Annotated in this window: 11 protein-coding genes; 9 read left to right on the forward strand and 2 right to left on the reverse strand. The window is 48.7% G+C overall.

All coding sequences use genetic code 11. From position 1 onward, the window contains the following. Positions 1-2 precede the first annotated feature (2 nt). Entirely contained in the window at positions 3-743 is a 741-nt protein-coding gene (locus AC58U0_RS21260; protein ID WP_060647969.1) for a DUF2161 domain-containing phosphodiesterase, read from the reverse strand. A 149-nt stretch (positions 744-892) separates the two neighbouring features. On the opposite strand from AC58U0_RS21260, the gene AC58U0_RS21265 reads away from it, so the two are divergent. Next, a complete protein-coding gene (locus AC58U0_RS21265) occupies positions 893-2,197 on the forward strand; it encodes a sn-glycerol-1-phosphate dehydrogenase (RefSeq protein WP_497380974.1) in 1,305 nt (434 codons plus the stop codon). A gap of 591 nt (positions 2,198-2,788) precedes the next feature. Here the strand turns inward: AC58U0_RS21265 and AC58U0_RS21270 are convergent. Continuing rightward, on the reverse strand, positions 2,789-3,040 hold the full coding sequence (locus AC58U0_RS21270) for a hypothetical protein (protein ID WP_497380975.1): 252 nt from the start codon (positions 3,038-3,040) through the stop codon (positions 2,789-2,791). A 497-nt stretch (positions 3,041-3,537) separates the two neighbouring features. Between AC58U0_RS21270 and AC58U0_RS21275 the strand changes: the two genes are divergently transcribed. The 8 genes from AC58U0_RS21275 to AC58U0_RS21310 all read left to right on the forward strand — a co-directional run bounded on the left by AC58U0_RS21275 (position 3,538) and on the right by AC58U0_RS21310 (position 13,468). Beyond that, entirely contained in the window at positions 3,538-4,923 is a 1,386-nt protein-coding gene (locus AC58U0_RS21275; RefSeq protein WP_497380976.1) for a family 4 glycosyl hydrolase, read from the forward strand. A gap of 13 nt (positions 4,924-4,936) precedes the next feature. Next, on the forward strand, positions 4,937-6,319 hold the full coding sequence (locus tag AC58U0_RS21280) for an MATE family efflux transporter (RefSeq protein ID WP_497380977.1): 1,383 nt from the start codon (positions 4,937-4,939) through the stop codon (positions 6,317-6,319). Positions 6,320-6,342: 23 nt separating this feature from the next. After that, entirely contained in the window at positions 6,343-8,553 is a 2,211-nt protein-coding gene (locus AC58U0_RS21285) for an alpha-galactosidase (RefSeq protein WP_497380978.1), read from the forward strand. A 4-nt stretch (positions 8,554-8,557) separates the two neighbouring features. Further along, entirely contained in the window at positions 8,558-8,932 is a 375-nt protein-coding gene (locus AC58U0_RS21290; protein WP_497380979.1) for a cupin domain-containing protein, read from the forward strand. Then, positions 8,929-10,707 (forward strand): glycoside hydrolase family 36 protein, encoded by a 1,779-nt coding sequence (locus AC58U0_RS21295; RefSeq protein WP_497380980.1) that lies wholly within the window; start codon positions 8,929-8,931, stop codon positions 10,705-10,707. The genes AC58U0_RS21290 and AC58U0_RS21295 overlap by 4 nt, the downstream gene beginning before the upstream one ends. Before the next feature lie 32 nt (positions 10,708-10,739). Continuing rightward, a complete protein-coding gene (locus AC58U0_RS21300; RefSeq protein WP_497380981.1) occupies positions 10,740-11,732 on the forward strand; it encodes an aldo/keto reductase in 993 nt (330 codons plus the stop codon). Between the two features lie 133 nt (positions 11,733-11,865). Further along, positions 11,866-12,828, forward strand: coding sequence for a bile acid:sodium symporter family protein (locus tag AC58U0_RS21305; RefSeq protein WP_497380982.1), 963 nt, complete (start codon positions 11,866-11,868; stop codon positions 12,826-12,828). A 376-nt stretch (positions 12,829-13,204) separates the two neighbouring features. Next, positions 13,205-13,468, forward strand: a complete 264-nt coding sequence (locus tag AC58U0_RS21310; RefSeq protein ID WP_497381022.1) for a hypothetical protein — start codon at positions 13,205-13,207, stop codon at positions 13,466-13,468. The last annotated feature ends 164 nt before the right edge of the window (positions 13,469-13,632 follow it).

Consider the following 13,632-nt stretch of genomic DNA (forward strand, 5'->3'; position numbering starts at 1 on the left):
GTTTATATAGTAGATAGAACAGCAGACGAGTCGGAAGTCTCCGCCCCTGGGAAAGCAGTTACAACATGGGCATAGTCCGCTAACGCCTGCTCCCCAAGTGGGGTGATGTGATAAATACCGCGGCTTTGGCGTACGAACCAGCGGTAGTAGTTTTTTTGAAGCAGGGAGCTCACAGCTTTATTGCTCGTGAAATCGCGAAGCTGACGAGGACTAAGCGGTCCATGCTGACGCATTAGGTAGGCGCAATGAAGCGATTTTTCGCGGTAGGCAGTCATGAGTTTTTGTTTAGAGCTGCCTCCAACGTTGTAGTCCCCACTGCGTTCATGAAATTCATTTACGACTTTCAAGGCAGCCCGCTTATTCGGACGTAATAGATAGGGAGTAGGCTCGCAGATGAGATCCACTGCGGGCTGTTTGCGTTTGAAGAATTGAACGGTCAGTACACCTAGACCGAGCATGCGGCATAAACGTCGAATTTCTTCCCATTGCAGTCGATGAGGCGCTCGTCCTTTATTAGGAAGCTCGAAAGCGACATAGACCTGATCCGTCAGCCGCAGACGATCGATGCCTTGCACGAGGAGCGGGATATTGAAGCTTTTTTTCAATTCGACAATAATTGGGGGCTCATCGCCGCGAATGGCAACTAAGTCGCAATGCTTAATCTCCGCACGTACGGTGTATCCTCGCTGCTCGAAATATTGTTTAATCGGAGCATAAAGCTCCGTTTCTGTTTGGATAGGCATGAGGTTAATGATCTCCTCTCTAGTTACAATAATTGCAGCCAGAATGTGTTTCATTATAGCATAGCTTTTGCTAGAATAGGGGAAGAATCACTTGTACGTACATGTTGGAACGGAACGGTAGAGCCAGGAGACAGAGGAGGCTGCGTGGGATGAGTGAGATATTGGATGTCTGGTTAGGAAAGAGTATGGATTGCGCTTGCGGGTTGCGGCACGAAGTGCCGATTCGGCGCATCATTATTGAACGGAATGCGCTTGCGCAGGTAGCCGGGTATGTGAAAGAAGCCGGCTATGGGGAAGTGACGCTTGTCGCGGACGGGAGGACGTATCAAGCGGCTGGAGAGAAACTGCGCGAGCTGCTGGAAGCCGCGCAGGTGAAGGTGAGCATCAGCGTGATTCGCGAGAACGCGATGGGGGAAGTGGCGGCCGATGAAGAAGCGATTGTCCAGGTGATGCTGGACATGCCGCTTACATCGGAGGTAATAGTGGCCGTGGGCGCGGGTACAGTCCACGACATTGTGCGCTTCGTAGCACATCGTACGAAGCGGCCGTTCTTGTCTGTGCCGACGGCGCCGTCGGTGGACGGCTTCGCCTCAGTGGGCGCGCCGCTCATCGTTCGCGGCTTCAAGCAGACGATCCCAGCCTGCGCGCCGGAGGCGATCTTCGCCGACCTCGCGGTGCTGGCGGAGGCGCCGCAGGCGATGATTGCGGCCGGCCTCGGCGATATGCTCGGCAAGCACACGTCGCTGGCCGATTGGTCGCTTGGCCGTGTGCTCCTCGGCGAGCACTACTGCGAGCTGAGCGCTCGGTTGACGCTGGAAGCCGTGGAGCTCTGCACGGCTCATTTGGACGAGATCGCGCAGCGCACCGATCTCGGCTTGCTCCGATTGATGGAAGGCCTGATCCTATCAGGCCTTTCCATGCTCATGGTCGGCCACTCGCGGCCGGCCTCCGGGGCTGAGCACCATCTCTCCCACTACTGGGAGATGGTGCTTCTGCAGCAGCGCCGCCGGGCGCTGCTGCACGGCGCGAAGGTCGGCGTCGCGACCGTGCTCATGGCGCAGCGCTATCAGGCGCTGCAGGGGCTCACGGCCGACGCGGCCGCTGCGCGCCTAGCGCAGGGCCATGTCCCCAGCGAGCTTACGGATGCGGAGCGCATCCGGCAGGTCTATGGGGACATGGCCGAGCAGGTCATCGCCGAGAATTTCCCGGCGAATGGCACGGCTGTAGATGCGCAGGCGCTGAAGGCGCGCATCGCGGAGAAGTGGGGCGATGTGCAAGCCATCGCCCGTGCGGTCCCTGCACCATCGCAGCTCATCGCTTGGCTCGAGGCCGTGCAGGGGAAGGTGACGCCAGAGCAGCTCGGTGTGGAGCCCGAGCTGGTGGAGGCGTCCCTGAAGGATGCGCTTTTCGTGCGCAACCGATTCACGATTCTACGTTTAAAGCGTCTGCTGTAGACGCTTTATCTATATAAGGAAAAATGAGATGGCAAGGTAATTACTTGTCATCTCATTTTTTTGTGTTTTAAAAGGCAAAAGTCACCTGACCTCTAGTTAGCGGAACGTCGATTCGTTATTTTGGGATTTTTGCACTGAAAATCGAATGAGAGGAACGTGAGGGCGCAATTTGATCAATTAAACGCTCAGGGTGGCAAAAAAATAGCGAATTAACGCATCATCGTTCCTCTTCCTCATGATTTCTGCGATTTTTCGTCCAATTAGCACATCGACGTTCCCCCTCAGTAAATACTTGTGACCATAGCAAAGTACAGTTTAGGGGAGAGTGGCCTAACATCACTCTAAAATGACTTTTGGGACAGCCCTTTTGCTTTTTTATATAGCTTCTGGTACATCGGCATTGGTTTTCAAGACGAAAATTGCAACTCCATTGGAATAAATCCAATCAAATGCTCTCTGAGGCTGTGAAAATCACCATTCTATTGGATTAAATCCAATAGAATGGCCGATTCGTCGTCCGAACTCGGACTTCCTTTGGATTTAATCCAATGAAATGGCCGATGCATCGTCTGAAGACGGCTTCTATTGGGTTTAATCCAATGAAATGGCCGATTCATCGTCCGAAGACCGACTTCCATTGGATTTAATCCGATGAAATGGCCGATTCTCGTCCGAAGACCGACTTCCATTGGATTTAATCCAATGAAATGGCCGATTCATCGTCTGAAGACGGCTTCTATTGGATTTAATCCAATGAAATGGCCGATTCATCGTCCGAAGACCGACTTCCATTGGATTTAATCCAATGAAATGGCCGATTCTCGTCCGAACTCGGACTTCCATTGGATTTAATCCAATGAAATGGCCGATTCATCGTCCGAAGACCGACTTCCATTGGATTTAATCCAATGAAATGGCCGATTCATCGTCCGAAGACCGACTTCCATTGGGTTTAAATCCAATGAAATAGCCGATTCATCTTCCGAAGACCGACTTCTATTGGATTTAATCCAATGAAATGGCCGATTCGTCGTCTGAAGACGGCTTCTATTGGATTTAATCCAATGAAATGAACTATCAGGCTGCAAATTGTATTGTAGCTATCGTAATTTGCCCAATAATTTAGCACATCCAAATACAAGACTGCTGGTGGTTATATTTTGGGTGGTAAGATTTGGATGACCCCCTGCTAGCTAAGGCCTTTCAGAATATGGCCATCTTTCGTACATAAAAGTGTAAAAAATCACAACCTGACTTAATTTTTGCCATCCCGAAATTTGGAATTGTTAACTATACTGGTACGTATGCAAGACGGTTCCGAGACAAGAGGGAGGGGCAACATGAAATTTGCTAATGAGAAAGTCAGCGATATCCAAATCGCTTATATTGGTGGAGGCTCGATGTATTGGGCGAAAAATCTGATTGCCGATCTGGCGTTAGATGGTCAATTGTCAGGCACCATTCGTTTGTACGACCTTGATTATGGCAAGGCCAAAAATAATGAAAAGCTGGGTAATTCGGTTTCAGATTATGCGGAGACGAAATCCAAATGGATTTACAAGGCGTATCCGACGCTCCAAGAGGCGCTTAGTGGATGCGATTTTGTGTTTATTTCAATCCTGCCCGGTACATTCCGGGAGATGGAATCCGATGTGCATGAACCGGAGAAATACGGCATTTATCAGGCCGTTGGCGATACGACTGGACCCGGTGGCCTTGTCAGAGCTCTGCGCACCATTCCCATGTATGTGGAAATAGCACAAGCCATTGAGCGCTATTCACCGGATGCCTGGGTGTTCAATTACACGAATCCAATGACGCTCTGTACGCGGACGCTTTTTGAAGTGTTTCCAAAAATTAAAGCACTTGGCTGCTGCCATGAGATTTTCGGTGTGCAAGGTCTTTTGATTCGTATGCTGCGGGATATGGAAGGGATTGAAGGTGTGCATCGGGATCAAGTGAAAGTGAATGTGCTGGGCATCAATCATTTTACTTGGATCGATCAAGCAACATATCAAAATTTGGATTTACTTCCGATGTATCGGAAGTTTGTTGATACATACTTTGAATCCGGATTTGAGCACAACAAAGATGCCTGGCTCACGAACACGTATACGGCCGCTAACCGCGTGAAGTTTGATTTGTTTCGGCGCTATGGCGTTATTGCAGCAGCAGGTGATCGCCACTTGGCGGAATTTATGCCTCCTTGGTATTTGAAAGATCCGGAGACAGTTCGTTCATGGAAGTTCGGCTTAACGACGGTACAAAGCCGTGTCGACAAGCATGCAGCAACGGAACTTTTTTACAGTAAGCTGCTACGTTCCGAGGAGAAACTGCCGCTCAAGGCATCTGGAGAGGAAGAGGTCAGACAGTTAAAAGGTCTAATCGGACTTGAACAATTTGTAACCAATATTAACGTTCCCAACGTTGGTCAAATGAAAGGAATTCCTTTGGGAGCCGTTGTAGAAACGAATGCTGTGTTCTCAGCGAACAGTTTGCGTCCGGTCTACGCGGGCGAGCTTCCGATAGAAGTTAATAATCTGGTCTTGCAACATACGATGAATCAGGAGCTTATTTTGAAGGCTGCTCTTCATAAGGACAAAGACTTAGCATTCAAAGCGTTTATGAACGATCCGCTTGTGAATATCGATATCCACGATGCCGAGGTATTGTTCGATCAAATGCTGCAAAATACGAAAGCTTATTTGCCAGGATGGAACATCTGATGGCGGGTCGGCCATGAGTGCAGGGTTAGAATTATTCAGCGAATCCGCCTCGATTGATCCGCAGGATGATAAAGCCGTTCGCCGGATGATTTTCAAGCTGGCAGGTCCATCTTTGACGGAAATGCTGCTCATGAATATGACCCAAATGGTGATGATGATTCTGGTCGGACACCTTGGGGCTATTGCCGTGGCGGCGGTGGGCTTAACGAGCCAACCTTATTTATTACTGACCGTCCTTTTTGCAGCGCTTAATACAGGTACAACCGTTATCGTCGCACGTTCCACAGGAGCGGGCAAAATGGGGGACGCGAATCTGGCCGCAGGGCAGTCGCTTCTTCTCGGTACCGTCCTGTCTGTCCTAATTGTTGCGCTTGGAGTCACCTTTGCGGAGAGCATGCTCCATTTGATGGGAGCCAGCGCTGAGGTCGTACAATATGGATTGCCATATGCGAAATTAATGTTTTTCTCCATTGGCTTCTCCTCTATCTCGTCAGCTTTATCCGCAATTCTGCGAGGGGCGGGAGACACACGGACTCCGATGAAAATCAATGTGCTGTCAGGATGCGTTAATGTTATCCTCGGGTTCGTGTTGATTTACGGTCACCTCGATTTTCCGCAAATGGGCATTACGGGGGCGGCAATCGCTACCTTAGCGGTCCAGACCGGGGCTATGATTTGCTTTATAGCCGTCATGTTCAGCGGCAGATTTGCAGTCCGTATCGGCTGGTCGGATATAAGCCGTTTGGATAAGGCGATGATCAGCCGCATGTTGAAGATAGGGATACCGAGCAGTCTTGAGCAGCTTATTATGCGATTAGGGATTATGACGTTTGTGAAAATCTGTGCTGGACTCGGAACGGTTGCCGTCGCGGCATCTCAAATTGTAACGAGCATAATCGGGATATCCTTTATGCCGGGGGCTGCTTTTGCCATCGCAGCTTCTACGCTAGTTGGGCAAACCCTTGGCGTAAGTAAACCCGACCTCGCCGAACGATATGTGTGGCAAGTCAGAAAGTACGGCATGTTCGTGGCCGGTTTTATGGGAACACTTTTCATCTTGCTCGCACCCCATATCCTCATGCTGTATACGAATGACGAGACGATTATTCGCGAAGGGGCATGGGCCCTTCGGATCGTAGGTTTTATCCAGGTATCGCAAATATCGCAGTTTGTTCTTGGAGGAGCGTTAAGAGGAGCAGGAGATACCCGGTACCCCTTATATTCGACATTCATTGGTGTGTGGGGAATACGGGTTGTACTCAGTTATTTGTTTGTTTACGTCTTTCATTGGGGCATGATCGGCTTATGGAGTGCAGTTGCATGCGATCAGTTTCTCAGATCTAATCTGATTTATTTTAGGTTCAAACGAGGGGCATGGAAGCATCTAAAGGTTTAATAAGCAAAAGGAGACGCGGAATAATGGGGATTGTGTACGATTCGAATTCGCAAACTTTCCATCTTCAAGGGAAATCATCGAGCTATATCATGCAGCTGATCAAATCCAAATTTTTGGCTCACGTTCATTGGGGACGCCAAATACGGGGAACCAATCCGGGAAATTTACTCGCGATAAGACGTCGCTGCTCTTTCTCGCCGTCCACGGACCCGAATGATCTAACGCTGTCTTTGGATACGTTGCCGCAGGAATATCCGGCATACGGAGGTAGTGATTTTCGCGTTCCAGCCTATCAGGTTCAATTAGAAGACGGAACTACGGTCAGTGAACTCATCTATGAGTCCCATCGGATATACGCGGGAAAAGCACCATTAGAGGGACTGCCGTCCACCTATACGGAGGATGACAGCGAAGCGGAGAGTATCGATGTTATATTGGCCGATCCGGTGATCGGATTGAAGGCTATTCTCACGTATACCGTATTTCGTGATTTGGATGCGATAACCCGGTCTGTACGATTCATAAATGTGGGAAACCAATCGATCAAGCTGCTTCGAGCACTAAGCTTTGGTATCGATATATCCCGCTGCGATTTCGATATGCTTCATTTATCAGGCACATGGGCGCGCGAGCGTCATATCGAAAGACGCCCCATTCTAACAGGCGGGTCTGTCATTGAGAGCCGACGTGGGTCTAGCAGCCATTCGCTCAACCCCTTTATGGCCCTGCTTTCCAAGCAAGCAGATGAAGACCATGGAGAAGCCTATGGATTCAGTCTTGTCTACAGCGGCAGCTTTGTTGCTCAAGCCGAAGTGGATCCTTACGGAACGACCCGTGTAGTGATGGGCATCAACTCATTTGATTTTTCTTGGCTCTTGGAGCCTGGGCAAACCTTCCAAACGCCTGAGGCAGTTCTCGTCTATTCCGCGGAAGGTATCGGCGGGATGTCGCGCACGTATCACAGGCTGTATCGCACACGGTTATGCCGTGGACAATTCCGCGATCGTCACCGGCCGATTCTGATCAACAACTGGGAAGCCACCTATTTTAATTTCAACGCGGATAAAATTGAAGAGCTTGCACGAGTCGGCAAGGAGCTTGGTTTAGAGCTTCTAGTGCTGGACGATGGTTGGTTTGGCAAGCGTGACAATGATAAAAGCTCACTCGGAGATTGGTTCGTTGATCGAGGTAAGCTCCCGCAAGGCATGCCGGATTTGGTAAGCCGTGTGAAGCAGCAAGATCTAGAGTTCGGTCTATGGTTTGAGCCTGAGATGGTATCCCCGGACAGCGACCTGTATCGGGCCCATCCTGACTGGTGCCTCCACATACCTGGCCGGCGGAGGACAGAAGCGAGACAGCAGTTGATTCTAGATTATTCGCGTCAAGATGTAAGAGACTACATCGTAACGGTCATCACCGATATTCTTGCGAGCAGTCCAATCACCTATGTGAAATGGGATATGAACCGCAATATGACGGAAATCGGTTCTGCCCAGCTCCCGCCTGAGCGGCAGCGTGAAACGGCTCACCGTTATATGCTCGGACTGTATGAAGTGATGGAACGGATAACCTCCGCATTCCCAAGCGTGTTGTTCGAAAGCTGTTCCGGTGGGGGCGGAAGGTTCGATCCTGGGATGCTCTACTATATGCCGCAGACGTGGACGAGCGATAATACGGATGCGGTAGAACGACTGAAAATTCAATATGGAACGAGTATCGTTTACCCAATCAGCACGATGGGTGCTCATGTTTCCGCAGTTCCTAACCATCAAGTGCATCGTACGACGCCGCTCGATATGCGGGGGAATGTGGCGATGTCGGGTAATTTTGGCTACGAGTTGGATTTGACCACATTTACGGAAGCGGAAAAGGAAGCCGTGAAGAAGCAAGTTGCGCTTTATAAACAATTGCGGCCGTTGATCCAATTCGGCGAATTTTACCGTTTGATCAGCCCTTTTGAACACATTAGCGCTGCTTGGATGTTTGTATCCGAGGATAAGAAGGAAGCGTTGGTCGCTTTTTTCCAAGTACTGTCGGAGCCGAATGCGCCTCTCAGGAAGCTGCGATTGAAGGGTTTAGCGGCAGAGAGCAATTACTTACTTTACGATGCGGAAGATCAAGGCGATGGTGTGGAAATATTTGGCGGGGATGAGCTCATGCATGTGGGTCTAAATTTACCGATCTGGAAAGGCGATTTCCGAAGCCGCCTTTACCGCTTGAAAATGGAGGAATGACAAGATGAAAAAGCTGCGTTTGAGCGATTTGCAGGATAAGAGGAACGGCCACATTTTACAAGATGTTTTACCAGGTGCTTATTTATCTTCAGGCGGTCTTTCATTCGCGAAACGGGGAGAGCGCAGTCACACGAACGATGGACCGGATGGAAGGGACTACCATGTCCATGGCGATTGTGAAGCTTTCATTATTTTGCAGGGAACCGGAACGATGGAAATAAACGGGGAGCATATTCCGGTAACAACCGGGGATATCGTGATTGTTGAACCAGGTGAGGATCATCACCTCAATTCGAGTGAGGACGACCCGATTGTCACCGTGTGGTGCCATGCAGGCCCGAATCGTCATAAGAATCAACAGCAGGAGGACGCAGTATGAACAAAATCATAAACACGGATAGTCATACCTTTACTTTATCGGGTGAGGATCATGGGTTTACTGTCACGCTATTTACGAAAAAGCTGCAGGAGGGAATCGATCTCATCACACTGCAATTGGAAGCAGTGGAGGCGCTGACGCCTCCCGTTTTTACACTTCAATGGTCGCATCCTGCCTGTGACATTCAGGGCAGCTGGCATCCGGCCCAGGACCGGAATAAGAGCTTTAAAGCCGACTGGATGCGCACATTACGTTCCAACGCGGCTGCGTCGGCTCCTGTTTATGCCTTATTTAATAGTGAGAGCCGCAATAGGCTGACATTTGCTTATTCGGATGCACTTAACACGGTGCACTATTCGGGAGGCATCAGCGAGGAAACGGCCGATTTCCATTGCCGCATTCGATTGTTTACAGAAACGACGGCGCCTTTCACATCTTATGAGGCGAAGCTGCTCGTAGATACGAGAGATATTCCTTATTATGAAAGCCTTCAAGGCATTCAAGAGTGGTGGAGCGCCATGCCGGAATATCGCCCGGCTTACGTTCCTGCGGCTGCTAAGGAGCCGATGTATTCGACCTGGTACAGTATGCATCAGAATGTAACAGATGCACATATCGAAGAGCAGTGCCGAATCGCCAAGAAGTTGGGGATGGAAGCCGTCATCGTGGACGATGGCTGGCAGACGGAAGATAACCGCAGGGGGTATGCGTACTGCGGCGATTGGGAGACTTACGAGGGCAAATTTCCCGATATGAAGCGGCATGTTGATGCGGTTCATGAGCTAGGCATGAAGTTTATTCTCTGGTACTCGGTTCCTTTTATCGGCAAATACAGCAAGGTGTGGGATCGATTTAAGAATAAAATTCTTCGGTTTAATGAAGGACACGGGGCAGCCGTGCTCGATCCGAGATACCCTGATGTCCGAGAGTATATCATCAATAAATATGAAGAAGCAGTGAAAGAATGGGGCTTGGACGGCTTCAAGCTAGATTTCATTGATACGTTTTATTCACCTGAACTGCAGCTTCCCTCAACAGTTGAGGGGAAGGATTATGAGTCTATACCAGCAGCCGTTGACCGTTTATTGACGGATTCTATCGGCAGATTGAGAGAATTGAATCCCGATATCATGATCGAATTCCGCCAGATGTATATCGGTCCTGCCATGCGCAAATACGGCAATATGTTCCGGGCAGCGGACTGTCCGAATGACAGCATCCAGAACCGAGTGCGGACGCTGGACATTAGGCTGATTTGCGGAGATACGGCAGCTCATGCGGATATGATCATGTGGCATTCGGAGGAACCCGTGGAAAGCGCCGCCTTGCAGCTAATTAATTGCCTGTTCTCTGTGCCTCAAGTATCCGTCCTCTTGGATAAGCTTCCTTCCAATCACTTGAAAATGCTCGAATACTGGCTTTCCTTCTGGAAGAAGAACCGTGATCTGCTGTTAGAAGGTCGTATTGAGTCTATGAATCCAGAGCTGTTGTATCCGCTAGTCCGTGCTTTTAAAGACAATAGAGGGATTATTGTTGCCTACCATGACAGAATTGTGCCTATGGATGCGTCGGAACTGGTGTCCGAGTGGATTGTGGTGAATGGTAGAAGACAGGATGGACTTTATCTAGAGGTTACTGGTGAAGTTGGATTAGTGAAAGTGAGTATTAAAAATTGCTGTGGAGACATTGTAGAGGAGCTGTCTGCCATACTGACAACAGGTATTCATAAGCTTGCGGTTCCAGCCTCGGGCCTCGCAACCATCTCTATCCAATAGAACTTATGGCAAGCACACAAGGAGGATCATCGATGAACTATTTAGCAAATGAAGGAAGATATGCAGAAATGCCGTACAATCGAAGCGGAAAGAGCGGCCTTAAGCTGCCTCCGATCTCATTTGGATTATGGCATAATTTTGGAAGCGTTGATGTATTCGAGAACAGCAGGGCCTTAGCGCGCCATGCGTTTGACTTGGGGATTACGCATTTTGATCTTGCGAATAACTATGGTCCATCGGCAGGCTCTGCGGAGGAAACGTTCGGACAAATTGTGAAGAAGGATCTTCACCCATACCGTGGTGAGTTGATTATTGCGACCAAAGCAGGCTATCGCATGTGGGACGGTCCGTACGGGGAGCGGGGCTCCCGTAAAAGCATGCTAGCTAGCCTTGACCAGAGCTTGAAGCGGCTTGGGATGGACTATGTCGATATTTATTATTCGCACCGTTTTGACGCTGAAACACCTCTGGAAGAAACAATGGGCGCCTTGGATCAGGCTGTGCGGCAAGGAAAAGCGCTATATGTAGGTGTGTCCAATTATAATGCGGAGCAAACGGAGCAAGCAGCAGCTATTTTGAAAAGTCTCGGTACTCCGTTCATCATCCATCAAGTTCACTATTCGATGTTCGAAAGACGGTTAGAGCAGGGCTTGCAAGACATATTGGCAAGAGAAGGCGTGGGGTCAATCGCTTATAGCCCTCTAGCCAGGGGGTTACTGACGGATCGTTACTTGGAAAACATTCCGGCGGATTCCCGTGCGGCAGGTGGAAGTGTGTTCCTAAGACCTGAGGATATTACCGTGGAAAAGATTGCTAAGTCTCGTCTTTTGAATGTATTAGCTCAGGAGCGTGGGCAAAGCCTTGCCCAGATGGCTTTAGCTTGGGTTCTTCGCAAGGGATATGTGACCTCCGCCTTAATTGGGGCAAGTAAAGTGAGTCAGCTTGACGATAATGTGGCAGCTCTGAAGCAGCCTACTTTCACTCAAGAAGAATTGGATCTTATTGATCAAATTCTTGGGGGTTGAAGTTTTCGACCAGATCTTATCGACGGAGGAAGATCGTTCTAGCCTTGCTTTTTGCAGGATTTGCATTAGTGGGAACCGAAGTATACGGAGCTATGGAAAAGTCTCACTATCAAAGACAAAAGAAGGTTGTGTTATGCTAATCCGATTGAATAAAGTACTCGAAAAAGCGATGCCTTTTGTAACGCCATCTGCTGTTATTGTTGGGTTAATATGCTCAGCTTGGCTGCATCATCTTAGCTTTCTAGTACCGTGGATATTTGCTGCAATGACGTTTGCCGGAAGTATTGGATCTAATTTTAAGGATTTACATAGAGTGATGATGCATCCGTTTCCGATTATAGCCAACTTTATCATTTTGCATCTTGCGATGCCGTTACTGGGATGGGGGGCCGGCTCGATCTTTTTCCCGGGTGATGATTTGACACAGACTGGATTTGTACTCCTGTTCGTTATTCCTACCGGGGTTGTCAGCTTGGTGTGGGTTACCATATACGGGGGGAATATAGCGCTCACTTTGGCGCTCATCTTACTGGATACGCTGCTATCTCCATTGATTGTGCCGCTTAGTCTCTCTCTCATTGTTGGAGCTAAGGTGCATATGGACCCATGGGATATAATGAGTGGGTTATTCTTAATGGTTGTGATCCCATCATTGCTTGGCATGCTGCTTAATCAATGGACGAAAGGCAGAATTAAAACAACCTGGGGGCCGCGGTTGGCGCCCTTTTCAAAAATAGGACTTTTTGTGGTTGTTGCAATTAATTCTTCGGTCATTGCTCCTTATCTGAAAGACATGAATGGTCAGTTGGTAAAAATCATTGCTGTTTCTTTCGCATGTGCAACCATCGGTTATTTGGCAGGATGGCTTGTGTCCCGGATGATGAGGTGGGACCGCGAAGTCACAATTGCCCTCACCTTCAATTCAGGAATGAGAAATTTGAGTGCGGGTGCAGTGCTCGCTATCAGCTTTTTTCCGCCGCCTGTTGCGCTTCCGGTGGTTGCAGGTATGCTTTTTCAACAAATCCTAGCGGCTTTATACGGGCAGCGTCTGGCTAAGAGGTATGGCTTGAACAGTCACACAACCAAGGCAGCCTAAAGAAAACGAGGCTTCTCTTAGAGAATGAAGTTAAATGGGAAAATAGCTTCTTGGACAGGGTTCTGTTTGCCTTGGCTCCATGTTGTAAATCCGCAAAAACGAAAAGAAATAGGAGCTCAGCCACTTGGACTTGGCTGGGCTCCTATTTGCTATTCAGGGGAATGCGATTATTCATGCCGTAAGTAACTTACACAAAAATGAGCCATTATCGCCAATCCACATGTAATAAAGGTCAAAAAAATATAGGCATTTAGATCAGTAACAAGCGCGGAGCTAAGTTCATATGTTGTCATTGGGTATACGAATGATTGGCGAATCTCAAAGAGAAGTTGTATATGCTGTCGGCACAACTATCTATCAAACGGAGGTTGGAATGATGAATGATTTCAAAAAGGATTTAATGAAATTGAATGTTTCCGAGTTCAAGGCGAGCGAGGCAACACCTTTGAACACTCAAGGCCAACAAGATGCTCGATTATGCTTCACTTGTTTCAGTTGCGTTAACTTAAATTGCTTTAATTGTTTCAATTGTTTCACTTGTCACCAATGCCATAACTGCCACAACTGTCATAATTGTCACAATTGCCATAACTGCCATAACTGCCACAATTGCCACAACTGTCATCATGGTGGCCGTTGAGATTGACTGCCTAATGAGAAGAGAAAAGCCCCTGCAGCGGCACAGGGGTTTTTCCCATGTCTATTTAAGGGTGTACTTCCCTTAAAGAATAAGACATGAGGGACAAATAGCTGTACATAAGATTACTTGTGAAGAGTTAGGGCAGATTGAGAACAGCTTACGGA

Source organism: Paenibacillus sp. J31P190, from assembly GCF_059692075.1.